This is a genomic window from Paenibacillus sp. S02, assembly GCF_019454065.1.
GTDB classification, from domain to species: domain Bacteria; phylum Bacillota; class Bacilli; order Paenibacillales; family Paenibacillaceae; genus Paenibacillus; species Paenibacillus polymyxa_B.
In genome coordinates, this window is the sequence record NZ_CP073682.1 from 2,334,109 (window position 1) to 2,360,071 (window position 25,963).

25 protein-coding genes and 1 other annotated feature are annotated in these 25,963 nt (G+C 45.6%); of the genes, 19 read left to right on the plus strand and 6 right to left on the minus strand.

Features of this window, described 5'->3' with window-relative positions:
* The first annotated feature begins 19 nt into the window (after positions 1 to 19).
* The 13 genes from KAI36_RS10440 (at position 20) to KAI36_RS10500 (ending at position 13,132) form a co-directional block, all read left to right on the plus strand.
* Entirely contained in the window at positions 20 to 769 is a 750-nt protein-coding gene (locus KAI36_RS10440) for a regulatory protein RecX (protein ID WP_220027667.1), read from the plus strand.
* Between the two features lie 374 nt (positions 770 to 1,143).
* Positions 1,144 to 2,688, plus strand: coding sequence for a ribonuclease Y (gene rny / locus KAI36_RS10445; protein WP_013309958.1), 1,545 nt, complete (start codon positions 1,144 to 1,146; stop codon positions 2,686 to 2,688).
* 76 nt (positions 2,689 to 2,764) lie between these two features.
* The gene (locus KAI36_RS10450; RefSeq protein WP_013309959.1) at positions 2,765 to 3,559 is read left to right on the plus strand and encodes a TIGR00282 family metallophosphoesterase; all 795 of its coding nucleotides are present in this window, start codon (positions 2,765 to 2,767) and stop codon (positions 3,557 to 3,559) included.
* Between the two features lie 129 nt (positions 3,560 to 3,688).
* A complete protein-coding gene (locus tag KAI36_RS10455; protein ID WP_007430104.1) occupies positions 3,689 to 3,949 on the plus strand; it encodes a stage V sporulation protein S in 261 nt (86 codons plus the stop codon).
* 122 nt (positions 3,950 to 4,071) lie between these two features.
* Entirely contained in the window at positions 4,072 to 5,139 is a 1,068-nt protein-coding gene (locus tag KAI36_RS10460; RefSeq protein ID WP_220027668.1) for a dipeptidase, read from the plus strand.
* Positions 5,140 to 5,322: 183 nt separating this feature from the next.
* Positions 5,323 to 6,411, plus strand: a complete 1,089-nt coding sequence (locus KAI36_RS10465) for a low temperature requirement protein A (protein ID WP_220027669.1) — start codon at positions 5,323 to 5,325, stop codon at positions 6,409 to 6,411.
* Positions 6,412 to 6,553: 142 nt separating this feature from the next.
* Positions 6,554 to 7,126, plus strand: a complete 573-nt coding sequence (pduL, locus tag KAI36_RS10470; RefSeq protein ID WP_025722070.1) for a phosphate propanoyltransferase — start codon at positions 6,554 to 6,556, stop codon at positions 7,124 to 7,126.
* Positions 7,127 to 7,427: 301 nt separating this feature from the next.
* Positions 7,428 to 8,981: a tRNA (N6-isopentenyl adenosine(37)-C2)-methylthiotransferase MiaB gene (gene miaB, locus KAI36_RS10475; protein WP_023988244.1), complete on the plus strand. Its 1,554-nt coding sequence runs from the start codon at positions 7,428 to 7,430 to the stop codon at positions 8,979 to 8,981.
* Between the two features lie 82 nt (positions 8,982 to 9,063).
* Positions 9,064 to 9,516: a YlbF/YmcA family competence regulator gene (locus tag KAI36_RS10480; protein WP_023988245.1), complete on the plus strand. Its 453-nt coding sequence runs from the start codon at positions 9,064 to 9,066 to the stop codon at positions 9,514 to 9,516.
* A 122-nt stretch (positions 9,517 to 9,638) separates the two neighbouring features.
* Positions 9,639 to 10,061, plus strand: coding sequence for a PaaI family thioesterase (locus tag KAI36_RS10485; RefSeq protein ID WP_025719091.1), 423 nt, complete (start codon positions 9,639 to 9,641; stop codon positions 10,059 to 10,061).
* Between the two features lie 65 nt (positions 10,062 to 10,126).
* Positions 10,127 to 10,915, plus strand: coding sequence for an NUDIX domain-containing protein (locus tag KAI36_RS10490; RefSeq protein ID WP_023988247.1), 789 nt, complete (start codon positions 10,127 to 10,129; stop codon positions 10,913 to 10,915).
* 67 nt (positions 10,916 to 10,982) lie between these two features.
* Positions 10,983 to 11,549, plus strand: coding sequence for a cysteine hydrolase family protein (locus tag KAI36_RS10495; protein ID WP_220027670.1), 567 nt, complete (start codon positions 10,983 to 10,985; stop codon positions 11,547 to 11,549).
* A gap of 119 nt (positions 11,550 to 11,668) precedes the next feature.
* A complete protein-coding gene (locus tag KAI36_RS10500; protein ID WP_023988249.1) occupies positions 11,669 to 13,132 on the plus strand; it encodes a nicotinate phosphoribosyltransferase in 1,464 nt (487 codons plus the stop codon).
* A gap of 66 nt (positions 13,133 to 13,198) precedes the next feature.
* Here KAI36_RS10500 and KAI36_RS10505 read toward each other — a convergent pair whose 3' ends face one another.
* Positions 13,199 to 13,714 (minus strand): MogA/MoaB family molybdenum cofactor biosynthesis protein, encoded by a 516-nt coding sequence (locus KAI36_RS10505; protein ID WP_071558850.1) that lies wholly within the window; start codon positions 13,712 to 13,714, stop codon positions 13,199 to 13,201.
* A gap of 262 nt (positions 13,715 to 13,976) precedes the next feature.
* Between KAI36_RS10505 and KAI36_RS10510 the strand changes: the two genes are divergently transcribed.
* The 3 genes from KAI36_RS10510 to KAI36_RS10520 all read left to right on the plus strand — a co-directional run bounded on the left by KAI36_RS10510 (position 13,977) and on the right by KAI36_RS10520 (position 17,663).
* Positions 13,977 to 14,306 carry a four-helix bundle copper-binding protein gene (locus KAI36_RS10510; protein WP_023988251.1) on the plus strand — a complete coding sequence of 110 codons (330 nt, stop codon included), beginning with the start codon at positions 13,977 to 13,979 and terminating at the stop codon, positions 14,304 to 14,306.
* Between the two features lie 77 nt (positions 14,307 to 14,383).
* Positions 14,384 to 14,641: a binding site (T-box leader), on the plus strand.
* Between the two features lie 58 nt (positions 14,642 to 14,699).
* A complete protein-coding gene (gene argS / locus KAI36_RS10515) occupies positions 14,700 to 16,430 on the plus strand; it encodes an arginine--tRNA ligase (protein WP_220027671.1) in 1,731 nt (576 codons plus the stop codon).
* A 264-nt stretch (positions 16,431 to 16,694) separates the two neighbouring features.
* Positions 16,695 to 17,663: an S-layer homology domain-containing protein gene (locus tag KAI36_RS10520; protein ID WP_220027672.1), complete on the plus strand. Its 969-nt coding sequence runs from the start codon at positions 16,695 to 16,697 to the stop codon at positions 17,661 to 17,663.
* 123 nt (positions 17,664 to 17,786) lie between these two features.
* Here the strand turns inward: KAI36_RS10520 and KAI36_RS10525 are convergent, their stop codons facing one another.
* Positions 17,787 to 19,871 (minus strand): ABC transporter ATP-binding protein, encoded by a 2,085-nt coding sequence (locus KAI36_RS10525; protein WP_220027673.1) that lies wholly within the window; start codon positions 19,869 to 19,871, stop codon positions 17,787 to 17,789.
* On the minus strand, positions 19,871 to 21,628 hold the full coding sequence (locus tag KAI36_RS10530) for an ABC transporter ATP-binding protein (RefSeq protein ID WP_220027674.1): 1,758 nt from the start codon (positions 21,626 to 21,628) through the stop codon (positions 19,871 to 19,873). The genes KAI36_RS10525 and KAI36_RS10530 overlap by 1 nt, the downstream gene beginning before the upstream one ends.
* A gap of 82 nt (positions 21,629 to 21,710) precedes the next feature.
* On the opposite strand from KAI36_RS10530, the gene KAI36_RS10535 reads away from it, so the two are divergent.
* Positions 21,711 to 21,863, plus strand: a complete 153-nt coding sequence (locus KAI36_RS10535) for a hypothetical protein (RefSeq protein ID WP_193373350.1) — start codon at positions 21,711 to 21,713, stop codon at positions 21,861 to 21,863.
* A gap of 348 nt (positions 21,864 to 22,211) precedes the next feature.
* Complete coding sequence (locus tag KAI36_RS10540) at positions 22,212 to 22,514, plus strand: HesB/YadR/YfhF family protein (RefSeq protein ID WP_220027675.1); 303 nt, start codon at positions 22,212 to 22,214, stop codon at positions 22,512 to 22,514.
* Between the two features lie 133 nt (positions 22,515 to 22,647).
* On the opposite strand, the gene KAI36_RS10545 is transcribed toward KAI36_RS10540, so the two are convergent.
* The 3 genes from KAI36_RS10545 to KAI36_RS10555 all read right to left on the minus strand — a co-directional run bounded on the left by KAI36_RS10545 (position 22,648) and on the right by KAI36_RS10555 (position 24,713).
* On the minus strand, positions 22,648 to 23,160 hold the full coding sequence (locus KAI36_RS10545; RefSeq protein ID WP_220027676.1) for an ADP-heptose synthase: 513 nt from the start codon (positions 23,158 to 23,160) through the stop codon (positions 22,648 to 22,650).
* Positions 23,161 to 23,275: 115 nt separating this feature from the next.
* Positions 23,276 to 23,719 carry a DUF441 domain-containing protein gene (locus KAI36_RS10550; protein WP_039273550.1) on the minus strand — a complete coding sequence of 148 codons (444 nt, stop codon included), beginning with the start codon at positions 23,717 to 23,719 and terminating at the stop codon, positions 23,276 to 23,278.
* A 22-nt stretch (positions 23,720 to 23,741) separates the two neighbouring features.
* A complete protein-coding gene (locus KAI36_RS10555; protein ID WP_220027677.1) occupies positions 23,742 to 24,713 on the minus strand; it encodes a YpdA family putative bacillithiol disulfide reductase in 972 nt (323 codons plus the stop codon).
* 295 nt (positions 24,714 to 25,008) lie between these two features.
* Between KAI36_RS10555 and KAI36_RS10560 the strand changes: the two genes are divergently transcribed.
* The gene (locus tag KAI36_RS10560; protein WP_068940675.1) at positions 25,009 to 25,605 is read left to right on the plus strand and encodes a DUF2087 domain-containing protein; all 597 of its coding nucleotides are present in this window, start codon (positions 25,009 to 25,011) and stop codon (positions 25,603 to 25,605) included.
* Positions 25,606 to 25,963: the final 358 nt, after the last annotated feature.

A 25,963-nucleotide genomic window follows, 5' to 3' on the forward strand; every position in this document is an offset into this window, starting at 1 on the left:
TCAAAGTGAGGGAAGCACATTGCAATTGGAAGATGAAGATGAACACACTTCGAAAGAAAATGAGCAGCAAGGCATTTCCCTTTTTCCTGATCATGAGGAATTGATGGTTACTAGGGTGGAACAGGGGCAGGGCAGGAAACGCGGAAGATACACGATTCATTTGGGTCCGTATTCATTGTCCGTACTGGAAGATGTAATGATCAAGTACAATATGTTCAAAGGAACGACTTTCGTCAAAAAGGAACTGGAAGAAATCGTTCTGGCGGACGAAAAGCAACAGGCATACGTGCACGCGCTTCGTTATTTGGGACGAAAGCCGCGTACACGTCAGGAGATTGAGCAGCGTTTGACACAAAAGGAGATGGGACAAGCTGTTATTGATGAAGTGCTGAATCGTCTGGAGCGGGAACGACTTGTGGATGACGATCTGTACGCACGTCAGTGGGCAAGGCAGCGCATAACAAGCCAACGTAAGGGGAAGATGTGGGTTAGGCAAGAACTTCGTCAGAAGGGCATCTCTAAAGCCTCTATTGGGGAAGCGTTAGGTGAGATCACCGACAATGAGGAGTGGGAGAGCGCTTTGACGGTCGGACGAAAGAAATGGAATCAGGTACGTGGTGATATAATGGAGAAAAAAAGGAAAACCTACCCTTTTCTCATGAGACGCGGATATTCGGGAGATATGACACGCCGGGTAGTCAATCATCTTACTGCGGCCGAGCATGACGCTGCTTCAGATGACGAGGAATTGTTACAGTGGGAGGAATAGTTGCCAAACGGCTGCTGAACCTTTGGCTAATATGAACGGACAGGATGAGCCGGTTATTACATGGAAAGCTACACGCTAGTCTACTAATGTTTGCATTCCCTTGACAATGCCATTTGTCAAATAATAAAATATATATGAAACGATACTCGTGGAACGCCCTTTTTCCTTCCAAAAAAGCGGAATCCACGGGTGAGTTCTCATCGCCAAATAACAAGTGATGCCGCTATGCCAGGCGGAATTGTACATGTGAAAGCATGTGCATATGAAATGAAACGACCTTGTGTCGTAATCTTAGTTTGACGATCAAAGTAAATGTGACAATTGCAAAAAGTCCCAAGGAATGCCTTGGAGGAACCAACGGGGAGGTGAACAGTATGATGACTGCGATCTGGTTCGTTCTCGTTGCTGTAGCCGCGTTATTCTTTGGGTTCGGGATTGGTTATTTTATTCGCAAATCTATTGCAGAAGCTAAGATCTCCAGTGCGGAAGAAGCTGCCGCGCAAATCGTGGAGAACGCGAAAAAAGAGGCAGAAGCGCTGAAGAAGGAAACGGTATTGGAAGCGAAAGATGAAATCCACCGCATCCGTGCCGAAGCTGAAAAAGAAACTCGTGAACGTCGCAATGAAATTCAACGACAGGAACGAAGATTGCTGCAAAAAGAAGAATCGCTGGATAAAAAATTGGAATCACTGGAACGCAAAGAAGAACAAGTGGCCAACAAAGAGAAACGAATCGATGAAACCCAGCAGCAAATTGATTTGATTTACAAGAGTCAGGTAACTGAGTTGGAGCGTATTTCCAATCTGACGATGGAGGATGCAAGAAGTATTATTCTGACCAACGTAGAGCAGGAAGTTCGTCATGAAACAGCTCAGATGATTAAAGAAATTGAACAGCAGGCCAAAGAAGAAGCGGACAAAAAGTCTCGTGAAATCATCACACTGGCCATCCAACGCTGTGCGGCAGATCATGTAGCAGAAACGACGGTTTCTGTTGTTACATTGCCGAACGAAGAAATGAAAGGCCGGATTATCGGGCGCGAAGGCCGTAATATCCGTGCACTTGAAACCCTTACAGGAATTGACCTCATTATTGATGATACGCCGGAAGCTGTTATATTGTCCGGATTTGATCCGATTCGTAGAGAGATTGCGCGTACTGCGCTTGAGAAGCTCGTAGCGGACGGACGGATACATCCGGCTCGTATTGAAGAGATGGTGGAAAAATCTCGTAAAGAGGTGGACGAACGAATCCGTGAGTATGGTGAACAGGCCACCTTTGAGGTGGGTGTGCATAGCTTACATCCGGATTTGATCAAGATCTTGGGACGTCTCAAGTTCCGTACGAGTTACGGACAGAACGTATTGAAGCACTCGATGGAAGTTGCATACTTGACAGGTCTAATGGCCGGGGAACTGGGCGAGGACGTTGTACTGGCAAGACGGGCAGGCTTGCTGCATGACATCGGGAAGGCGCTGGATCACGAAGTGGAAGGATCACACGTTGAAATTGGCGTGGAACTGGCGAAGAAGTACAAGGAACACCCGGTCGTCATCAACAGCATTGCTTCACATCACGGCGACTGCGAAGCGACTTCAGTGATCGCCATGCTGGTTGGGGCGGCAGATGCCCTGTCAGCAGCAAGACCGGGAGCGCGGCGTGAAACGCTAGAGACGTACATCCGTCGTCTTGAGAAGCTGGAACGCATCTCCGAATCTTTTGAAGGCGTTGAAAAATCATACGCGATTCAAGCCGGACGCGAAGTTCGTGTCATGGTACAGCCAGAGAAAATTGATGATGCGGAAGCATTCCGACTGGCCCGCGATATTACGAAAACGATTGAGAATGAACTGGACTATCCGGGACATATCAAGGTTACCGTCATACGTGAGACCCGTGCGGTAGAATACGCAAAATAAAAGTATTTCAATGAAAAGTGGCCGCTGCTTGTAGGGCCACTTTTCATTATGTAAGGCAGACTAGGGAGGGCTTTCTATCAACGTATTATTTATTGGAGACATCGTCGGCAGTGTAGGCAGAAAGGCACTGAGGGAGAATCTCCCTTCGCTAAAATCAAAATACAACCCGCATGTTATTATTGTGAACGGAGAAAATGCGGCATCGGGAAGAGGAATTACCCCAGCCATCGCCAGAGAGTTTTTTGATTGGGGCGTTCATGGGATTACGATGGGAAATCATACTTGGGACAATAAGGAAATATTTGATTTTATAGATGATGAGCCGCGGATCATCCGCCCGGCTAACTTTCCACCAGGAACACCGGGCCGGGGTTATACCGTTGTAAAGGGTGGAGGTAAGGAGCTGGCTATTGTTAATCTGCAAGGTAGAACCTTTTTGCCAGCTATTGACGATCCATTCCGTGCAGCAGATGAAATTGTCGATGAGCTGCGCAAAAAACATAAACATATCCTAGTTGATTTCCACGCCGAAGCAACCTCGGAAAAAATCGCTATGGGTTGGCATTTGGATGGACGTGCTTCAATCGTGGTAGGTACGCACACACATGTACAGAGCAATGACGATACGATTTTGCCACAAGGAACTGCGTATCAGACAGATGCGGGAATGGTAGGTCCTTATGAGGGAGTGCTTGGGATGCAGAAAGAGGCTGTGTTACAGAAATTCCAGACCCAGCTTCCGGTACGTTTTCAAGTGGACATGGGCAAATGGCATTTTCATGCCATCAGCGTAGAGCTGAATGATAACGATGGAAAAGCTCGCAAAATTCAGAAAATCAGACTCAAAGAAGATGAATGGCGGATGGATTAACCTTTTTGTGAGCTACTTAAGGAAAGAATAAGGAAAACTGTCACCAAAAAGCAGGAATTTTTTGCTGACCCTCGAATAACATCTAATAGTGGAATCAAACCATCATCATTCCCAGGGGAGGTACTTACTATGGATGTATTAAAAGTATCAGCAAAATCCAATCCCAATTCAGTTGCAGGCGCACTCGCAGGAGTACTGCGTGAACGCGGAAATGCAGAATTACAGGCGATTGGAGCGGGTGCACTAAACCAAGCCATTAAAGCGGTAGCCATTGCCCGGGGATTTGTCGCACCAAGCGGAGTGGATTTGATTTGTATTCCTGCTTTCACAGACATTGTTATTGATGGAGAAGATCGGACTGCGATCAAATTGATTGTAGAGCCAAGATAATAAATGTAAGTTGCCTGAGCCTGTTTACGATTTGTAAACGGGCTTTTTTGCTTTGTGAGTCTGTTACTATGATTTTTAAAATAAATTTGTGGTGCTTCAATCTATAGATGGAGGTAAGGTGCATGAATGATAAGCTAAAAGTGAATTGGCCAGTTGTTGACTTTCATTGCGATGTGTTATGTAAAATGCAGCTCGATGCGCAGATCGATTTCAGTCATCCATCGCTTGATGTCACAAAAGAACGTTTGCTAGAAGGTAACGTGCGGTTGCAAACGTTTGCTATATATATTTCTCAGGTATTGGGCACGCCAAGATTTGAGCATGTGGTTCGTCAAATTGAGCTGTTCAGGCAGCATGTTACCTCTATCTCCGGTGGGTTGAGACCATTGCTGTGGAAGGAAGACTTGGCAATGTGTAAAAATACGTCAACAGTGCATCAGGAGGAGCAAGTAAAGCAGGCAGGAGAAGAGAAGCGCATGGAAAAGATAACGTATGTGGATGGTAATGGGACGGATCATACATGGGCACCTTGGGCTTTGCTCTCACTGGAGGGGGTAGATGCGCTGGAAGGGAAACCGTTTTATGCAGAATTGTGCTATGCCATGGGAATACGATTGATTGGGCTGACATGGAATTATGCGAACTGGGCAGCTGACGGCATTATGGAACATAGAGGTGGCGGGCTGACTAGCAAGGGGCGCGATTTGGTCAATCGCTGTAATGATCTGGGACTGCTGCTAGATGTATCGCATTTGTCCGTACAGGGCTTTTGGGAGGTGCTGGAGGAGGCCACTCTACCGCCCATCGCTTCGCATTCGAATGTTTTTGCGAGATGTGCTCATCCTCGTAATTTACGGGATGAACAGATTCGTGCACTGATCGCCCGTAATGGACGGATTGGTTTGACCTTCGTCACAATGTTTCTCAAAGAGCAGGGTACGGTAACCGCTGAGGATCTGCTACCGCACATTGAGCATATTTGTTCATTAGGCGGCGCAAGGCATTTGATGTTTGGCTCTGATTTTGACGGTATCGAGCACCATGTGCAAGGGCTGGAGCACTCGGGGAAATATCCGGTTTTTGCAGAACTGCTGCTGAAGTATTACCCTGAGGAGCTAGTCAAGGGATGGCTGGGAGGACATGCGCTGGAATACTTGCAAACGAATTTGCCTTCCAAAATGTCTTCTTAAATAGCTATTTACTAGGAGTTGTTTTTGGCTGCGAATAGCTTGACAAAGTGAGAACGATTACGAAATAATTGGAGCATCTTAGAATTTCATGGTGCTAAAATAAGCATAAATACGGCAGACGTTGGAGCAAGACTGACGGTACACTATGCTGCACCGCCATATCAGAGGGGGCTCCATTACACAATGTTAATAAAAAAAGTTACCTGGCTTGAGCTCTTTTATGACTTATTGTTCGTAGCTGCTGTCTCTAAGGCCACTCATGTTTTACTACATGTTGAGCATGGTAGTATATCGTGGGAACATATGGAAAAGTTTATTATGATTTTCATCCCGATATGGTGGGCTTGGGTGGGACAAACTGTCTACAACAACCGTTTTGGTCAAGACAGTATAACGCATCGAATCTTTATGATCCTGCAATTGTTTTTCGTGTTAATCATGACCGCCAGCCTTAATATAGATTTTGATGCGTATTATGTATCTTTTTTTGTTGGCTATATTGGGTTAAGAGGTTTGACTGTCGTTCAATATTTACTTTCGGCACCTAGAGAAACGGCTCATAAACAGGAAACAGCTCGTTTTTTCGGAACCTATTTTTGGATTGGAATAGTCATCTCTAGTTTCTCCCTCTTCTTTGACTCTTGGGTTCGATATTTGATTTTATATACCGGTATAGCTGTTGATATCCTCGTTCCTTTGATTGGTCGTAAAAAGTTGGTGATCACACCAATCCATACGGAGCATCTTTTAGAACGCTTTGCACAGTTCACCTTAATTCTGCTTGGCGAATCTGTGATAAGCATGCTTTCTGTTTTACAATCCGATCATTTTACGGTTTCTTCTGTTGTATTTGCTGCTTTGGCTTTTGTATTAGTCATTGCAATCTGGTGGCAATATTTTGAGAATATGGAGAAGCGCGTAGATAAATCAAAACAATCAGCAGGACAGACTATTATTTATGGTCATTTGTTTATTTATCTTTCCCTTAGCATGCTAGCTGCTTCGATTCAGCTCTTGTTTTTGGGACAAGCAGACTATATCTTTGTGCTTTGCTTTACCTTTGCTTCTGTTTTTATTTACTTTTTGTCGGTTTTGCTGGTATTTCATCAGTACCGATTAAGTCATCTTAAACCTCGTCTCAGAGTCATTATTTTCTTAACTGGAATACTCTGTGTCCTGTTTATCCTTAATATATTTATTGTCGTTCCCCCTCATCTCATCGTAGCTGAAATCATGCTTTTCTTTCTCTTGTTCGCTAAAACGACGGTTTGATCCGATTTCTATGGACGATATTTAACGCTGATTGGGGCGAAAAAGGAAACTTTATACGCTCTCCTTTTCTTTCTTGGCAAAATAGGAGTATAATAGCATAGATGTGTAAAGTATTGTATAGAGAAAAAGGAGTGACCACACGATGAGTAAGATCGTAACTGTCGGCGTTTCAGCCCGTCATATTCACCTGACTCAAGAGCATATTGAAATTTTGTTCGGAGCAGGCTATCAATTAACTGAATTTAAACCTTTGTCCCAACCAGGACAATTTGCCGCAAATGAAACGGTAGCTGTAATTGGTTCTAAGGGCCAATTTGATAAGGTTCGCATTTTGGGACCTGCTCGTCCCGCATCCCAATTGGAAATCTCTCGCACTGATTCCTTTGCTATTGGTGTAAAAGCACCTGTACGCGAATCTGGTAGCATTGATGGTACACCAGGAATCACGGTAAAAGGACCAGCTGGTGAAGTGGAACTGCAAGAAGGTGTGATTGTAGCAGCCCGCCATATTCATTTCCATACATCTGATGCAGCTAAATGGGACATTAAGGACAAGCAGTTGCTGAAAGTACGTGTCGGCGGCGAACGTGGCCTTGTATTTGAAAATGTTCTTGCACGTGTGTCCGATTCTTTTGCTTTGGATATGCACATTGATACAGATGAAGCGAACGGAGCCGGTGTGAAAAACGGTGACAACGCTGAAATCGTAGACTAATATACACGTATTTAAATGCCGGAAGGCTTAAAGAGTCCGATTCTTGCAAAAGAATCGGGCTTTTTACATACTATATAATTCACAAATACTTCACTTATGTACAAAAAGAACATGAGTTCAAATTGCACTCAATGGTATCTGCGGTTGATCTATGGCGATGGCCTATAAATCATGCTATAATTTAGTGTAATGCCTTTTTTAAAGGTTTTTTTAGAACTTAAAATAAATTTACCCATGCCTGAAGATACAGTAAAATCACAAATTAGCTCGTGAAATAGATAGTGTAAGGAGTGACTAAGGAATGGAAAAGAAAACAAAAGATTACTCCAAATATTTTGATTTCTCGGATGCGAAGATTATTTCTGAAGATGAGCATAGCAAAAAGATCCGTATTCGCGGACGTGAAATCAACATTATGGCGGAGCCGAACCATAGAAAAGAAAAGCAACGCGGTAAAGAGGATGTACAGGTATTATATGATAACGCAGTCCCGGATGAGCTAAAGCATATCGGTGAGGGAAAGCATTATATCGTATACACATTCGGTTGCCAAATGAACGAGCATGATTCCGAAACCATAAAAGGCTTGCTGGAGCAAATGGGCTACCAGGCAACCGAGGATCGGAAGGAAGCAGACATCATTTTACTGAACACTTGTGCTATCCGTGAAAATGCGGAGGATAAAGTGTTTGGCGAGCTGGGTCACCTCAAGCATCTCAAAACAGAAAAGCCAGGACTGCTGCTCGGCGTGTGTGGCTGCATGTCACAAGAAGAGAATGTCGTTAACCGGATTATGCAAAAACACGGTTTTGTCGATATGATTTTTGGTACCCATAATATTCATCGTCTGCCTCAGCTCGTCAAGGAAGCACTCTTTAGCAAAGAAATGGTGGTCGAAGTGTGGTCTAAGGAAGGCGACATTATCGAAAACCTGCCGAAGAAGCGCGAGGGTATGCGGGCTTGGGTGAACATTATGTACGGTTGTGATAAATTTTGCACCTATTGCATCGTTCCCTTTACACGGGGTAAGGAAAGAAGCCGCCGTCCAGAGGATGTTATCGCTGAAGTACGGGATTTGGCACGTCAAGGCTTTAAAGAAATCACCTTACTGGGGCAGAATGTTAATGCTTATGGCAAGGATTTGAAAGATTTGAATTACAGATTCGGGGATCTGATGGATGATATGCGCAAAATTAATATCCCGCGTGTACGTTTTACGACATCACATCCACGTGATTTTGATGACCATTTGGTTGAAGTGCTTGGTAAGGGTGGCAATTTGGTGGAGCATATCCATCTGCCTGTTCAATCCGGTAATACGGATATATTGAAGAAAATGAACCGAAAATATACCCGTGAGCGTGTTCTGGAACTGGCTGCGAAGATTAAAACAGCTGTTCCGCATGTTTCTCTGACAACAGATATCATCGTAGGTTTCCCGGGCGAAACAGACGAGCAGTTTGAAGATACTCTATCCCTGGTGCGCGAGGTCGGCTATGACTTTGCCTACACATTTATTTATTCACCACGTGAAGGTACGCCAGCTGCTTCGATGGAAGATAATGTGCCTATGTCGGTCAAAAAAGAGCGTCTCCGGCGTCTGAACATTGCTGTGAACCAAAACAGCCTTCGCTTTAATAGTCGATTGCGTGGCGAAGTGGTTGAGGTGCTGGTGGAAGGCGAGAGCAAAAATGACAGCAAAGTGCTTGCCGGTCGGACCCGTTCCAATAAGCTTGTACATTTTGAGGGTTCTAAGGACCTGATTGGTTCCTTTGTTCAAGTGAAAATTACGGAACCTATGACCTTTTACATCAAAGGGGATCTGGTTGAAACGGCTGTAGCAGTTAACGGATAAAAGAATATTCTAGCGGGTTGCATGCGGTCTGAGTAAAGGGCTGTGTGCAAGGCCGTCTAAGTGAGAAAAGGAGCGATGGACAATGACAGAGGAGCGGTTGCAACAAACAGAACTTCAATCGGCGGCGCGCCAGCATGATCATTTGGTCAATCGCGAAATGATATTGGCAAAAGCCAAAGAATTGGCAGGTATTTTGGGTAGCAGTGAGGAAGTACAGGTATTCCGAAAAGCAGAAGAAAAGATTCAGGATCATGGGCGCATCCAGCAACTGATTGCAACGATGAAAAAGAAGCAAAAGGAAATTGTAGCATTTGAATCCTTGAAGAATCAAAAAATGATTGCCAAAATAGAGGCCGAACTTCAGGAGCTACAGGAAGAGCTTGACGGTATTCCAATTGTAACCGAGTTTCAGCAGAGTCAGGTGGAAATTAATGAGCTACTGCAAATGGTGATTATGGCGATCCGTGATACCGTTGCCGAGAAGGTAAACGTAGAAGAGGGAAAAAGCACTTCCTCGTCGAATTGCAGTGATTAGAATGAAATCTATGGTGTGGAGGCGTAGCTTCCACGCCTTTTTTTCGAAAGCGTTTTGCCATCGTATATGGTTATAGGACATCAAGAGAAATGGGACAACATAGAAGGGATGGAAGCAAGGGAATGGATAAGTTGGGTAAGATGCTAGAGGGAGAGAATAATACTTTTTGGGAGTATTTAGGGTGTGAACTGATTGCAGCTGATGCAAACGAGGTACAGATCGCTTTGGAGGCCAAACAAGAGCATACCAATGTGATGGGTATTGTCCATGGGGGTGTACTTACTTCATTGATGGATCAGGCGATGGGGATGGTCAGTATGGCTTCACGAAATATGGATCCATGTGTAACGACGAACCTGAATGTTCATTTCTTGTCAGCCATGAGGCAAGGACGACTGGAGGTTAGGGCGCGAATTCTCCATCAGGGAGGTCGCACGATAACTACTGAGGCGGAAGTAAGAGATAGTGAAGGCACACTCGGTTCTACATCTACAGCAACCTTCCGAGTATTACGTACACAAGCAAGTGATTCAGGCAAGGCCTGACACTTGACAAAAATTTTTATTATGTCATAATGAATTTATCAAAACGATATAATATGGTGATGCCAATGGATAGCAATCGTATAAACGAAGAGGCGCAAAAGGCGTCGTACAACATTAAGAAATACCGCACCCCGGATGGAGCTCCAGCGGATATCGTTATGTTTACCTTAACGAAGCGGGAGCGCAAGACGGTAACAAAGACATTGCCGATTCGGGAGCTGAAAGTGATGCTCATCAAGCGCCGCAGTTGGCCTTTTGCAGGACGCTGGGCGTTGCCTGGAGGGTTTTGTCAGGAAGATGAATCCATGTATGGAGCTGCCAAGCGGGAGCTGTTAGAGGAAACGGGTGTGGACGGCGGGCATCTGGAGTATTTGGGTGTATATAGTGGACCGGGACGTGATCCGCGCGGGTGGATCATATCGCATGCGTTTTTTGCGCTGGTAGAAGAATGGATGTTGGAGCAGCGTCAGGCGGCCGATGATGCTTCCGAGGTCGGGCTATTCACGATCCGCGAAGCGTTGGAGGAATTGGAGCTGGCATTCGATCACCGGGATATCATAGTAGATGCTTATCGCAAAATTCAGTTGCAGATGCTTCAGACGACGATAGCCAAGCAATTTTTACCGCTACATTTTACACTGGGTGAATTATATCAGGTGATTCAGAGTGTCGTACCGGATTTCGAAGAGCCAAACTTTATTCGCAAAATAACATCGACTCGTAGCAGGCAGGGAATACTGGAAGAGGTGCGTGATGAGAACGGCAAACCGCTCAGTTCCAACCAGTATTCACAAAGACCGGCACAGTTGTACCGTTTTAGTGACAGAGTACCGCGTTTATCTATCTACACGTAACGTCTAATGTAATAGGTTACGCATAGAACGTACAATTTCACTTTGAGGATAAGGAGCTGACCGTACGATGCAGGCACTAATTGTTATTGATTACACGAAAGATTTTGTGGACGGTAGTTTGCCTGTAGGACAACCTGCGATTGAGTTGGATGAACGGATCGCAGCAATTACGCAGGCATATGTGGATCAAGGGGACTTTGTTGTCATGGCTGTGGATTTGCATGAGGAGAACGACCTTTATCATCCGGAGAGCAAACTGTTTCCTCCACATAATATACGTGGAACCAACGGACGACATTTGTATGGCAAGCTTCGTAGCCTCTATGAGCAACAAAGTGATCTTATCTACTGGTTGGATAAAACACGGTACAGTGCTTTTACAGGCACAGATCTGGAGCTCAGGCTGCGTGAACGTGGTATTCTGGAAGTCCATCTGATTGGTGTGTGTACAGATATATGTGTGCTGCATACGGCTGTAGATGCTTATAACAAAGGTTTTGCTATTACTGTATACAAGGACGCTGTGGCGAGCTTTAATCAAGCTGGACATGATTGGGCTTTGGGTCATTTTGAGGGAAGTCTTGGAGCTGCGGTACAGTCGGCTGAGAATACGGTTTTACGCCAGAAGAAGTAAAATAACTTAACGATTGTGCACCAATGTCCGATAACAAAATGGAGCCGGATATTGCTGAATCTGGGCAGATGAGGCGGTCGCCGCCACAAACCTGGGGACAGTCAGAGAGGATGATTACGATGCAGTCAACGAGCCTCGCATTACATACAGATAAATATCAGATTAATATGATGTACGCCCATTGGGTGAACGGAAGTCACCAGCGTAAAGCTGTGTTCGAGGCGTATTTTCGTAAACTCCCTTTTGGTAATGGATACGCCGTGTTTGCTGGTCTGGAACGCATTGTGAATTATATTGCAAATTTGCGGTTTACAGAAGAGGACATTCGCTACCTATCTGAACAGGAGGAGAAGTACGATCCCATGTTCATGGAGGCGCTTCGCCAGTTTAAGTTTGGTGGAACGGTCCATTCGATGAAAGAAGGGGCACTTGTTTTTCCAAACGAGCCTCTGGTACGTGTCGAAGGAACGATTATGGAAACGCAGCTTGTTGAGACGGCGTTACTGAATTTTATGAACTATCAGACACTCATTGCGACAAAGGCATCGCGCATCAAGCAGGTGGCAAGTGACGATACACTGCTCGAATTTGGAACACGGCGTGCGCAGGAAGCTGACGCAGCGATTTGGGGAGCACGGGCAGCTTATGTTGCAGGTTTTGACGCGACTTCTAATATGCTGGCAGGCGAGCACTTTGGAATCCCGACGAAGGGGACACATGCCCATTCATGGGTGCAGACCTTTATGACGGAGCAGGAGGCGTTTGACGTGTATGCGAAGGTTTTACCAGACCAGGTTACACTGTTGGTAGACACCTTTGACACGCTGGAAAGCGGTGTTCCTCATGCGATTCGGACAGCAAAAATGCTGGAGAGCCAGGGCAAGCGTATGAATGCAATCCGTCTGGATAGCGGTGACTTGGCTTATCTATCCATTCAGGCGCGGGAAATGCTCGATGCTGAAGGCTTAGATTACGTACAAATTGTAGCTTCCAATGATTTGGATGAAAATACGATTTTTAACCTGAAAGCCCAAGGGGCACGTATTGATGTATGGGGTGTAGGAACACAGCTTATTACGGCTTCAGATCAACCTTCGCTTGGCGGGGTGTACAAGCTGGTTGAGCGTGAAGTGGATGGCGAAATGTTGCCGACGATTAAGATCTCGGGTAACCCAGAAAAAGTATCCACACCAGGCAAGAAGGATGTATATCGCATTGTGGATAAGAAGAAAGGGAGAGCTGTGGCCGATTATATTTCTTTCCCGGATGAAGAGCGTCCGCGTAATGGTAAGCGCCTGAAGCTGTTTAACCCTTTGCATCCGTATATGAAGAAGTATGTAGAAAATTATGAAGCTGTACCAATGCTTGAGCCTATTTTTATAAATGGACAGAAGGTATATGAGCTTCCTGAGCTGGATGAAATTCGTGCCTACCATACTTCACAGTTGAAACTGTTTTGGCCAGAATATTTGCGGAAGCTGAACCCTGAAATTTATCGTGTAAATCTGAGCGAGAAGGTATGGGAGCTGAAGCAAAAGCTGATCGACAGCTATATGCAGCCCGAAGTTGAAGAAAAAGAATAGTTGGAAGAGGCACCTCATGAATGTATGGGGTGCCTTTTTGTGTCGCGGCATGTAGGAAATAGGAGCTTATTTATAAATTTCTCTCATCACATGTCGTAGCTCAGGGACAATAATGCGTTCCATTGCCAAACGAACGGCTCCGCGTGAGCCAGGCATAGAAAATACAGCTGTCTGGCCCACAGTGCCAGCTACAGCCCGGCTTAATATAGCTGCTGAACCAATGTCCTCAGCAAAGCTTAAATAACGAAAGATTTCTCCAAAGCCAGGTAGTTCCTTATCCAGTAGAGAGGAGACGGCTTCATATGTAGTATCACGTGGAGAAATACCAGTACCGCCTGTCAAAAGTACAGCCTCGATGTCATCCTGTGCCGCTGCTTCGGATACTAACTGCTGAATACCTTCGTAGTCATCCTTGACGATGACATATCGAACAACCTTATATCCATTGGTTTCTAGTAGATCCATGAGCAGTCGCCCCCCAGTATCTGTTTCCACGGTGCGTGTGTCCGAGACAGTCACGACCATGCAATTAACCTGTTGCGGGGATTCCTGTCGATGCTCCTCTACAGAAGACATATTCATTGAAATGCTCACTCCTTGATCGGTGGTTAGACATACACTTTTTACAATAGAGCAATGACTGAGTGTATGCAAGTCAGAAACAGGGGCTAAAAATCCATGTGATTAATATCCTTGCACTTGCACACTGGAATATAGTACACTTCCTTACATAAGTCGGGATTACTTTGTTTTTATTTTATTGAAAGCGCGCACATCAAATGATTAATCTCAAGGGTCAGCGGGTAATAGTACAGCAGGGTCAACAACTGGGAGGTAATGTAATATGAATCATTCATACCAACAATGCGTGGATGCTTGCCTGGAATGTATGAACGCTTGCAATGTATGTTACGTAGCGAGTTTGAAGGAATATGATTTAGCTATGCTGCGTGAATGTATTCGAGTGAGTAGGGAATGTGCAGAAATATGCGGATTTGCTGCTCAAATGCTGCAGCGTGGAACGGATTTTGCCGAGCAAATCTGTGAGCTGTGCGCCAAGGCCTGTGAGGTATGTGCTGCTGAATGCAGCAAGCATTCCCATGATCATTGCAAACATTGTGCAGAAGCCTGCCGTCGTTGCGTTCAGGCATGCCGCCAATTGGTGGCAGTGTAATTACATATATGGAACCAGTGCCTGAAGAGGAAATAAAAGGTTGCTTTCTACTGAATAGGTTTGTATAATGGTTGGAATTAACGTCATGGAACGGGAGAGTAGCAGCGGAGCCGTATCATTACAGCGAGCCGGAAGAGGTGGAAGCCGGTATGAGGTCCGATGTGAAGCGCACCTGGGAGACGGTTGATCCAACGAACAGAACTTCTAGTAGATCAGCCCGGCAGACACCGTTATTAGTCATTGGAGTGAAATCGCGATTTGTGTAAGTTAGCTGTAGCTACACACCGATTTACGAAGAGTGGTACCGCGGGGATATTAAAGTTCTCGTCTCTTGAATTATTTCAAGAGGCGGGGGCTTTTTTTGTTAGATTCTATAAAAAGAGGAGAGAGATCATGTTGATGAGGATTGCTGCTCAAGCGATATTGGCCCATACGGGCTTGGAGGAGAAAGAAATTTTATCATTATTTGAGGTGCCTCCGCAGCCTGAATGGGGAGATGTGGCGTTTCCCTGTTTTGTGCTGGCTAAAAAGTTTCGAAAGTCTCCACAGCACATTGCACTGGAATTGGCGGAGCTAGTGAATCATGAAGAAGGTTTAACTGCTACAGCATCGGGTGCCTATGTAAATATAACATTGGATCGATCTGTTCATATTCCGCTTATGCTTGCTGAATTGAGCAAGGCCGATTTCCTGAGGCCCAATATCGGGCACGGACAGCGGGTAGTTATTGATATGTCCTCGCCCAATATTGCCAAACCGTTTGGTATCGGTCATCTTCGCTCTACTGTTATCGGTGCTGCCTTGTATCGCATTCTTGGTGAAACCGGATATGTTCCAATTAGTGTGAATCATCTTGGGGATTGGGGAACACAGTTTGGCAAGCAAATTGCGGCCTATAAAAGATGGGGAAATGAGGAGCAGCTACAACATGATCCGATTGGTGAATCGCTGAAGCTATATGTTCGTTTTCATCAGGAGGCCGAGCATGATCCGACTTTGGAGGATGAAGGCCGCGAGTGGTTCCGACGTTTGGAGCATGGGGATGCTGAGGCTCAACAACTATGGGAGTTTTTTGTTGAAGTTAGTCTGGGTGAATTTGATCGTATGTACCAGCGTCTAAACATTACATTTGACCATGTGCTGGGAGAAAGTTTTTACAATGATAAGATGCAGGTTGTTGTTGCTCAATTAAGAGCAAAAGGATTGCTGGAGGAAAGTGATGGCGCGCTCGTGGTTCGTCTGGAAGATGAGGAACTGCCTCCGTGTCTTATTCTAAAAAAGGATGGGACCACCATTTATCCGACACGTGATCTGGCAACAGCGATTTATCGTCATGAAGTGATGAAGGCTGATCGGTTGCTGTACGTCGTTGGTGGGGAACAGAAGTTGCATTTCCAGCAGGTGTTTGCGGTGCTGAAGCATGCAGGGGAGGCTTGGGCGGAGCAATGTGAGCATGTGCCGTTTGGATTAATGCGGTTTGCAGGTAAGAAAATGTCCACAAGACGCGGAAAAGTTGTCAAACTGGAGGAGGTGCTGGATGAAGCTATAGCGCGTGCACAAGCCATCATTAATCAGAAGAACCCCGATTTGCAGGAACAACAGGCAGTAGCTGAGGACGTTGGCATTGGGGCGATTATTTTTGGTGATTTAAAAAACAACCGGCTGAATGAAGTGGATTTTTCGTTGGAGGAGGCGCTGACCTTTGAAGGCGAGACCGGGCCTTATGTGCAGTATACTCATGCGCGCCTCCGCAGCCTTTTGGAGAAAGCTCACGCTCGCGCCGATGTTGATGTTAATACTAATCCTAGCGACAACGACCTTGTCCAAGATAGCCATTCTCGTGATTTGAATGACGTATCGGATGAAATGTTGGGTGACGCAGGTTGGGCGCTACTTAAGCAGTTGGGTCGATATCACGGACAACTGATACGTGCGGCTCGCCAACTGGAGCCTTCGGTTATTGCGAGATTTGCATTGGATACGGCCCAGGCGTTTAACCGTTTTTACGCCAAGGAAAGGATTGCCGATGGTGGACAGTGGCGTATTCAGTTGGCGGAACAAACTGCCGATATTCTGGCATGCGCGCTGCAACTTCTTGGTCTGAAAGCACCGAATCGGATGTAAGCAAAGCGAACAAAGGGGAGCGAGTTTTTGCTGGCGGGATGACTGTTACCCAGACCCGGCTCTTCCAAAGGAATACTGTAAAAGATTAATCTGTTACAGGCACTTTTGGGTATGTATAAAGATTGTGAGCAGAAAAGAGTTAGACGGGTTACACTAATCGCAGGTATTCCACTGTTTTGCAACCAATTTGTGCATATTTGAAACATTTGATGCTTTTATTACGTCGGTAAGTGTAGAAGCAAAGTAAACATGGAGGTGTATCTCATGAAAAAGAACAAAAGCGTGACAGCTGCCCTGCTTGTCATCTGCTCATTGGCAGTAGCTACGTCGGCTTCTGCTTTTCGTGATATAAAGGGAGCTGAACAGGAAAAGGTCGTAAACTCACTTCAGGACAAAGGAATTATTCAAGGAATAACCAAGGATAAATTTGCACCGGATCAAACGCTCACGTATGCACAAGGAGTACACTTGGTTGTTCGTGCAATGGATCTTCAGGTAATGCCTGATTTCACAACGGGTTCCTTTGCAAACATTCCGGCTTCCGCATGGTATGCTCAGTCCTATCGGATTGCAGCCCAACACCAAATCCCTTTGTCACCAGATATTGATCCAAGCACCCGTATGACAAGAGAACAATTTGCGAATATTCTGTATAAAGCAGTGAGTGCAACGGGCGAATATCCAACTGTCCGTATGTTAATTAATGTAGCAGATGGCAAAAAACTAGACCAGGAATCAAATGCAGCCGTTCAATTCTTGCTATTGACCAAAATTGCAAAATTGGACGAACAGAGCAACTTTAACCCGGATCGTAAAGTAACGCGGATGGAGGCAGCAGAAATGGTCTATAACGCATCCGAATTTGTACAAAGTCATAAAACGGTTGAAGCTACTCCTGAAAATCCGGCTGAGCCTGTAGATCCGGTTCAACAAAATAACATTAGTATGAGTATAGAGAAGGCAAATGACCAGCAGAACAAAGTGACAATCACCCGTCTGCAGGCACCTAATCCAGGTTACGGCATTGAAGTGGATCACATCGACTACGTAGATGATACGAATGCAGTAATTTACTACAAGCTGACTAGTCCAAAGCCAGGGGAAATGAATATTCAGGTCATTACGGATACCCACACAAGTACATTAGTAGACAGCAAGTATAAGGTTACGCTTAAAGCAGTAGATGGAACAGTGCTTCCGCCCACAGGAACAGGCACGTCTGTAGCTAAATAAAATTACAAGCCATATGTTATAGATATAAATAAAACCAGCGAGCCTCCAATTTGTAGGGGAGACTTGCTGGTTTTTTTATACCAAATGTTAATCGTTAGCCCTAAGCAATAGGGCTTTCAAGCTTTAAATGCTGACTTTGCCTGCAAGTAGGTCATCTTGCGCAGCATGCGTAGCAGAGGATGAAGCCGAATCTGTTGCAACTGTTCCCGACTGGAGCTGATACATTTGGAAGTAACGACCACCTTGGGCCATAAGTTCGTCATGGCTACCCCGTTCAACAATTTCACCCCGATGCAGCACCAAAATTTGGTCCGCACTGCGAATGGTGGACAAACGGTGAGCAATGATAAAGGTCGTACGTCCCTTCTTGAGTACCTCAAGAGCGGATTGGATGAGCGCTTCCGTTTCGGTGTCAATATTGGCAGTAGCTTCATCCAGAATTAAAATTGCGGGATCAAAGGCTAGTGCACGAGCGAAGGAAATAAGCTGGCGTTGCCCGGCTGATAAAGTGCTGCCTTTTTCAATAACAGGCTCATCGAATCCTTGCGGCAAATGGGCCAGCAATTTGTCGGCTCCAACGTCATGCAGCGCTTTATTCACCTGTTCTCTCGTGATTCGGCTGTCTTCGAGACTGACATTAGAGGCTACCGTACCAGTAAACAAATATGGATCTTGAAGAACAATACCCATATGATGGCGAAGCCATTGCTTAGGGATGTCTTTGACAGACGTTCCGTCAATGGTGATCGTTCCTTTTTGCGGATCATAGAACCGGAATAGCAGGTTGATAATCGAACTTTTGCCTGATCCGGTATGTCCGACAAGGGCAACTGTTTGCCCGGGCTGTGCTGTAAAGGAAATATGTTTAAGTACATCATCCTTTTTGTAGGCAAAGGAAACGTCGTTAAACTCTACCTGGCCTTTGTAGCGCGGCATCGTGCCATCCGTCACCGGCTCTCCAGTTTCGTCCATCAACTCAAATACGCGTCCTGAGGATACGATGGAAGTATCCAGTACGGCCAGTTGGTTAACCATACCCGTCATAGGTTGGAACAGTCGACCCAGCACATCGACGAAGGCATACAATACGCCTAGTGAAACAGCACTACCTGTAGTTCCGAGCGCCTCAGATCCGAAATACCACAACACGACGGCAAAGGCGAGATTTCTCAACACGTTGACTAAATTGTGCGAAGTGAAGGCGTTCAAATTCAGCATTTTATTCTGATGCTTCATATAGTCATCATTCAGTTCTTCAAACTCTTGCTGCGTTTGTTTCTGGTGCCGGAACACGCGAATAATGGACATCCCTTGAATCGATTCATTGATAATCGCATTAATTTCACTGAGTCTGGACCGAATGATCGTATTATAGCGGGTGGCGACCTTGCGATACAATATAATCCACAAGATCAGTAACGGTACAATAAACAGAGAGATAAGACCCAGTCTGAAGTCCAGCAAAAAGAGTGCAACATATACTCCTGCCATCGTCACAATCCCTGAAGTGAAATTTGAGAGCACAGCCACAAACAAATCTTTGACTGCCTCAGTGTCATTCGTAACACGGGATACGACTTTGCCTGCAGGCAAGTTATCAAAAAAGTAAACTGGCAACCGCTGGATGTGCGCGTAGAGATCAAGCCGAAGCTTTTGAATGACCTTGTTCGCCGAGGATTGCAGCCAGTATGTTTTGCCGAATTCAGCAAAAATGGAAATAACCAGGAAGAAGCAGTACCAGCCAATCAGCTGAAAGATACCGGGCATTTCCGGTTTGTAAAAGCTATACAGTTCATCAGCAGTCAGAGCCTTAGCTTCATAGCGAAAGGTGTCGGAACCGCGTGTCACAGTCAGCGTTCCGTTCGTAAAGGAGCGGTTACCGTCAGCCACTTGAACCGAGCCATCGACAAATACGAAAGATTTCCCAACTTGTAAAATCCTCGCTTCGCGACCTTTAGTCTCCCCGGACTCAAAGCGATCTTCACGCTTAAAGTGGGTTCCAGCATAGCTTACAGTGCTGTCCACACTAGTTGTTTCATAAAATGGTTTTTCAATAGCGAGCATATGGTCGTCAATCATCGTTTTGGCAATGAAGGGACCAGCCAGCTCGGCGGCTACTCCGATAGCCAAAGCGATGAGAGCGGCAATAAAGCCTGCTTTGCTCGTCAGCGCGTACTGGAATAGCCTTTTGCCGATATTAGGTTTCATTAGGATACCTCCCCTGAGGTCAGATCAGATTCCACTTGTTGCCGTTCATACTGTTGTCGGTACCATCCGTCAGCCTGAAGCAACTCGTTGTGGGTCCCTTCCTCAATAATGCGTCCTTGCTCCAGCACGACGATCCGGTCTGCATGTTCTACAGCAGAGAGGCGGTGGGTGGAGATCAAGGTTGTTTTACCCGAGCGCTTACGTCGGATATTGTCAATAATCCTTGCTTCCGTCCGGGCATCTACTGCAGATAGTGCATCGTCGAGCAATAGAATATCCGGATCACCGATAAAGGCACGTGCCAGCGAAACGCGCTGCTTCTGGCCGCCGGACAGGGCGATACCTTTTTCTCCGACCAGTGTATCCAGCCCATCAGACAGAGTACCTAAATCCTGGTCGAAGGCAGCAGTACGGATAGCTTCCATAATGTCGTCATCATCTGCACGAGGTTTCCCGAACTGAATGTTCTCGCGCACCGATTTGGAAAACAAAATTTGCTCTTGTGGCACGTAGCCGATCCAGCTGTGTAGTTGTTCTACTGCAATGTCCTCCAGACGTATGCCGGAGATTAAAATATCACCGCTACCTGTTGGATATTCATGCAGTAGCTGTTTGAGCAGAGTGGATTTCCCGCTACCGGTTCTACCGACGACGCCTAGCGTTTCTCCGCGTTTGAGCTCCAGACTCACATGTGACAGATTGTCAATAGTAGAGGTAGGGTAACGGAAGGTAACGTCTTTCATCCTGATGGATTCGAGGCGGTCCACTGGAACTGGTTGAGCTGCATCCTGAACGTCTGGCTGGACATCGAGAGTTTCATTGACCCGGTCCAGGGAAGCGCTACCGCGCTGCATAATGTTAATCAGCTCTCCAATGGCAAACATCGGCCAAATCATCATTCCTAGATACATATTAAAGGAGACCAATTCGCCTAGCGTGATATCGTTATGAAATACCAGATAAATACCATAACCGAGACCAATGACATAGCTAAGTCCTACACATAAACGAATCGTTGGTTCAAAGAGAGCATCCATCCGAGCGACAGCCAGATTTTTACGAAATACATCGTCGGTAATATCAGCGAAACGCTTTTCGTCCATTCGCTCTTGCACATAGGCGCGAATGACTCGGATACCTGCCACGGATTCCAACACCTGATCGTTCATATCACCAAATGCATCTTGTGCCAGTGTGTAACGCTCGTGAACGGCTTTACCGTAAATGCTCATAGCCAGTGCAATAAAAGGTAGGGGCAGGATAGCTGCCAGTGTCAACTTCCAACTTATTAGGGTACCCATGGCAACTAATACAACGCTCAGATAGACCGTAGAGTCTGTCAGTGTCAGCATGCCGAAGCCCGCCGTACTTGCTACGGAGCGAAGGTCGTTCGTAGCACGAGCCATTAGATCGCCAGTGCGATTACGTTCAAAAAATGGAGGGGTCATCCGCAGTAGATGATTCATAAAGCGTGTGCGCAGTAAGCGCTCCACCAGATTGGCACCACCAAACAGCTTGTGCATCCATATGTACGTAATGTAGTAGATGACGGCTAGAATGCCTATGATGTACAAAATATAACGCCAAAGTGAGGACCAGGAAATTGAACCGCGCACAATCTCATCAATGGCACTACCTAGCAGCCGAGGTGGAGCAAGCTCCAGCACACCAACGGCTATCAGCAAAAACAATCCAATGGAGTATCGGCTTCGTTCTCTTTTAAAAAACCAGCTTAAATTTTTAAGTACCGAAAACAAGAGGAATCCCATCCTTTCATGACAAGTTCATTCGAGAGTTGTGTACCATTTTGAAGAAACAACAGGCCTTGCTGCCACAAGTATGATCCGGCAACAGGCGCAAAAAAGGCATACCGTCCGCAGACGATATGCCTTAAATCTCAATATCATATGGCGCGCAGGTATTTTCAGCACACTCACCACTGAAAAACTGCTCAAACGCAGGCAGCCACTCGTATTAAACCATACAACGTGAATGGCCCAATTCTGAAGGATGCAACAGGGGAGATGCTCCGGTATGAAGTTGTTGTGTTTGTAGATGTGGGTAAAATGCAATAGGAAATTTTAGCACCGGTAACACTCCTTTCTTCCTCAAAATGGGTTCATTCTAACATGAGTAATCGTTCAAATTGGTAATAAATTTCAAAATGGATCTCGTATGGTTGAATCTTAACACCCTTTTTTGCGAATTGTCAAACCTTTTTCAAAAAAATGTATATGACTTGTCCAAGAAGCTCGCTGGGTTGGGAAGGTTGGTGGTCATTCTAAAAGATGCTATGATATAGTTGGCAGACGTCATTGTACAAGGAGATGAGCATAACGTATGAGCATACAGGTAACTGAACCTGCGGCACAGTGGTACATTAAGGAACTTAGTTTGAATCGTGGAGATTCGATCCGTTTTTTTGTTCGCTATAGCTCTGGCGGCGGGTTGCATCCAGGCTTTTCTCTGGGAATTGCCGTAGAGCCTCCGCAGCACCCCGTATTAAAGCATGAAGCGGCTGGCATTACGTTTTATATGGAGGACCAGGATTACTGGTATCTGAAGGGCCATCATCTGGAAGTTAAGTATTTGGAGGAACATGATGACATTATTTACACCTATGTTGAGGATGGACAAGCTTAGCGCTCCACTGTCAATCATAGCGTGCAAATAGTTGTTCTTGGACATGAAAAGCGACGGAGTATCGTGTTACAGGAGATGAACCTGTACATGATGCTCCGCCGCTTTTTTGTGGTTAAGGCGGGTATGTCGTATGTTAAGGGTTGTTAAGTATTGGGCCATCGAGTGCAAAATCAAAATCATCAATGTCGTACACATGTACAGGTACGGAAGCTTCGATAATGCGGTGGATCCAGTCCAATTGATCCGTCAGAATAGGTAATGATTCACGCTGAGCTGTCAACACCAGTTCAGTCTCAATTGGATCAAAATATTCTCCGTAATGCGCAGTATCAACAGCATTAATGATAATGAGTGATGTATTGGCATCGAATAGAATAGGCAAGCTCTTGCCCCAAGGCATCTGAAGGGCACGCCGAATTTTCTTCTGATTCAACGGTTCCTCAAAATAACTGATCAACTCGCTTACCTTCCGCTTCACATGTTGATCGTCCATAGGATTATCCATGAGCGGCTCTGTGCTATCCTGGAATTCGTATAGCTCTAGCAGTGATGTGTAAGGCACTATATATTCCACAGGGGCGGGAGATGTAAGTAGTTGGCCGTATATAGCCACCATTACAGCTTCCGTTACAAATTGTCGAGACATCGGTCAAGCCTCCTGCATTTACCAAATTATGCGATATGAGTATACCACAAAGCGGGACTGAATTCAGCCCGACATGCAGATTGCTATCATTTATTCCTATATTTGTTGTGCGAATTTAGCTGCGGCCGATTAACAAGGAAAGCAATCCGGCAGCAATCAGAGGTCCAACAGGAACTCCTTTAAAGAAGGCAACGCCAATGACGGTCCCGATCAGTAGACCTGTCACAATAATGGGCTGTCCAGACATCAAAGTTACTCCGCGGCCGCCAAGATAGGCTACCAGAATTCCGATACCAATCGCGAGCAGTGATTTCCAGTGCAGGAAAGACTCCATCACCTGATTGATACTGATTTTACCGCTGGCTAGCGGGGTCATGACCCCAATCGTCAAAATAATAATTCCGATCGTCAGGCCATACTTTTCAAGCCAGGGAAAAGCAGAATGAAAGCTGGTTACCCGCAGCAGCAGTAATACAACCATGGCAATAGTCACGGTAGAGTTGCCACTAACAATCCCAAGACCAGCCAATACCAGTAAGATAAGTGAACTGTAATCCATACAGATGTTCTCCTTCGTTTATTTAGCTTTGAATATGTTCGGCGATTTGACGCCCGTGCCAGCGGCCTGTTTCAATAAACACTTCATTGGCATTGCTGCCTGAAGCGATGACCCCAGCGACATATACACCTGGGATGTTCGTTTCCATCGTGGCAGGATTAAATTCTGGTTTGTCCAGATCCTCAGCCATGTGGACGCCAACAGACTCCAGTAGTTTTCGTTCTGGGTGAAATCCAGTCAGTGCCAGTACAAAATCATTTTCGAGCCGGAACGCTTCAGTGTCCAGTGGAGTGACTAAGACATGGTCTGGATGAATTTCGGTAATACGTGCGCCTAAGTGCAGCGTGATTTTCCCTTTTTGTACCATACTGTCAAACAGTGGACGAACCCACGGCTTGATGTATTGGGACAACTCGCTTCGACGATATACCATATCAATCGTAGCTCCGACCCGCACCAATTCCATTGCAGCATCTACCGCAGAGTTACTGCCACCGATGACTGCGACCCGGGTTCCTGTATAGGGATGGGCTTCGCTGAAATAGTGCGTGACTTTATCCAATTGTTCCCCGGGAATGCCCAAATAGTTCGGATGATCAAAATATCCTGTAGCCACAACGACATAGCGTGACGAATACGTTTTGGCTATTTCCCCTTTACTCAGAGTATGTACGGTAAATGTACCGTCATCCTGGCGATGAATGGACTGGGCCTCCTCATAATGCTGAATGTTCAAGTTATAATGAGTGGCTACCTTACGATAGTACGCCAGTGCTTCATGACGAAAAGGTTTATCATTAGGGGTGCTGAATGGAACATCACCGATTTCCAGTAGTTCGGCGGTGCTAAAAAACTGCATGTTCGTCGGATACAGAAAAATGGAGTGAACGATGTTGCTTTTTTCAATAATGACAGTTTGCAAACCTCTGCGGCTGCATTCGATTGCAGCGGATAGTCCGCAGGGTCCGCCACCGATAATGATTACGTCGTACATTTGGATGAACCTCCAGTTGTATTGGTTTATTATGCCAGTTTTGTAGGGTTAACATTATTTTGACGATTAAAAACGGATCTTAGGATTGAAGCAAATAGCTCAGTATGTGAGAAGTTTTCAAATAATAATCCTACCGCAATGCGAACACAATATCCAGCCGTTTTCAGAAAGTGATGATGGAAGGTGAAGATTGACAGCTACTTTTAGTAAACATATAATTAGATGTATATCTATTTTGTGTGATTAAATTCGCTTGCATAGCAAGTATGTACTAGTGAAAAGAGGTGCAATAACGATGCAACTGGATAAAATGGTCAATTATCATAAAGCACTTGCTGATCCAACGCGTATGCGAATATTACTTCTTTTGTCCCGTGGGGAGATGCATGGCCAAGCTTTGGCGAAAAAGCTGAATTTGTCCCAGCCGACTGTTACACATCATGCTTCCAAACTCCGTGAGGCTGGGTTGATTAAGGAACGACGTGATAAAAACACGGTGTATTTTACACTGAATCCAGAGCTGATCCGGCAGCATGCCGAGGCGACGGTGCGATTTATTTTCGAAAAAGGAGAGGGGGAGGAAGAGATGTCAGAGTTGAATGAAACGCTGGAGGCGTCGGTCTTACGCAATTTTTTTTCCAAGGACGGCAAGTTGCGCCAAATCCCTGCGCAGTATAAGAAAAAATTAATCGTACTTCAGATGCTGGCAGAAAAGCTGGAGCCAGGCCGCATGTATCCTGAACGTGAATTAAACGAGTGGATCAAGCAATACCATGAGGATTTTGCAACGATTCGGCGTGAGCTGATTATGCATCAGTTTATGTACAGGGAACGGGAAATGTACGAATTGAACCCGCGTGAGATGTGGACGCGCTGGGATCAGGTACACTAAACGAAACTTGACAAAGATTTCAAAAAAGTTTCGTGGGCAGCCTTGACAGACAATTGATGGACTTGTATGATAAAGGAAATTTTAGGAGGAGGCGATGTTATATGCGTACGAACATGAATGGATGGGTTCAGCAGCAGAATGACTTGTCTCCCGCACGGACGATGCACGGTTAAAGACTGTATAGATCTATAGTCTTGGCTTAGCAGTTGGTTGGCAGTAGAACCAACGAAATCCGCAGGGAGTGATTCCCTGCGGATTTTTTATGGTTAGGCATCTTGTTATCCAGTTGCTGGTTCTGGGGAGTGGTCTGTGAAGACTGCTTGCTTAAGTGAACGAACGGATCACATCGGCCTGAATC

Excerpts from the sequence above, each read along its gene's own strand:
- miaB (WP_023988244.1), top strand. The coding sequence starts at position 7,428 with ATGGAAAAGAAAACAAAAGATTACTCCAAATATTTTGATTTCTCGGAT.
- KAI36_RS10465 (WP_220027669.1), top strand. The coding sequence starts at position 5,323 with ATGTTAATAAAAAAAGTTACCTGGCTTGAGCTCTTTTATGACTTATTG.
- KAI36_RS10480 (WP_023988245.1), top strand. The coding sequence starts at position 9,064 with ATGACAGAGGAGCGGTTGCAACAAACAGAACTTCAATCGGCGGCGCGC.
- KAI36_RS10550 (WP_039273550.1), bottom strand. The coding sequence starts at position 23,719 with ATGGATTACAGTTCACTTATCTTACTGGTATTGGCTGGTCTTGGGATT.
- KAI36_RS10555 (WP_220027677.1), bottom strand. The coding sequence starts at position 24,713 with ATGTACGACGTAATCATTATCGGTGGCGGACCCTGCGGACTATCCGCT.
- KAI36_RS10535 (WP_193373350.1), top strand. The coding sequence starts at position 21,711 with ATGATCCGGCAACAGGCGCAAAAAAGGCATACCGTCCGCAGACGATAT.
- KAI36_RS10545 (WP_220027676.1), bottom strand. The coding sequence starts at position 23,160 with ATGTCTCGACAATTTGTAACGGAAGCTGTAATGGTGGCTATATACGGC.
- KAI36_RS10495 (WP_220027670.1), top strand. The coding sequence starts at position 10,983 with ATGCAGGCACTAATTGTTATTGATTACACGAAAGATTTTGTGGACGGT.
- KAI36_RS10500 (WP_023988249.1), top strand. The coding sequence starts at position 11,669 with ATGCAGTCAACGAGCCTCGCATTACATACAGATAAATATCAGATTAAT.
- KAI36_RS10560 (WP_068940675.1), top strand. The coding sequence starts at position 25,009 with ATGCAACTGGATAAAATGGTCAATTATCATAAAGCACTTGCTGATCCA.
- KAI36_RS10460 (WP_220027668.1), top strand. The coding sequence starts at position 4,072 with ATGAATGATAAGCTAAAAGTGAATTGGCCAGTTGTTGACTTTCATTGC.
- KAI36_RS10455 (WP_007430104.1), top strand. The coding sequence starts at position 3,689 with ATGGATGTATTAAAAGTATCAGCAAAATCCAATCCCAATTCAGTTGCA.
- KAI36_RS10505 (WP_071558850.1), bottom strand. The coding sequence starts at position 13,714 with ATGAATATGTCTTCTGTAGAGGAGCATCGACAGGAATCCCCGCAACAG.
- argS (WP_220027671.1), top strand. The coding sequence starts at position 14,700 with ATGTTGATGAGGATTGCTGCTCAAGCGATATTGGCCCATACGGGCTTG.
- pduL (WP_025722070.1), top strand. The coding sequence starts at position 6,554 with ATGAGTAAGATCGTAACTGTCGGCGTTTCAGCCCGTCATATTCACCTG.
- KAI36_RS10490 (WP_023988247.1), top strand. The coding sequence starts at position 10,127 with ATGGATAGCAATCGTATAAACGAAGAGGCGCAAAAGGCGTCGTACAAC.
- KAI36_RS10485 (WP_025719091.1), top strand. The coding sequence starts at position 9,639 with ATGGATAAGTTGGGTAAGATGCTAGAGGGAGAGAATAATACTTTTTGG.
- KAI36_RS10525 (WP_220027673.1), bottom strand. The coding sequence starts at position 19,871 with ATGAAACCTAATATCGGCAAAAGGCTATTCCAGTACGCGCTGACGAGC.
- rny (WP_013309958.1), top strand. The coding sequence starts at position 1,144 with ATGATGACTGCGATCTGGTTCGTTCTCGTTGCTGTAGCCGCGTTATTC.
- KAI36_RS10540 (WP_220027675.1), top strand. The coding sequence starts at position 22,212 with ATGAGCATACAGGTAACTGAACCTGCGGCACAGTGGTACATTAAGGAA.
- KAI36_RS10510 (WP_023988251.1), top strand. The coding sequence starts at position 13,977 with ATGAATCATTCATACCAACAATGCGTGGATGCTTGCCTGGAATGTATG.
- KAI36_RS10520 (WP_220027672.1), top strand. The coding sequence starts at position 16,695 with ATGAAAAAGAACAAAAGCGTGACAGCTGCCCTGCTTGTCATCTGCTCA.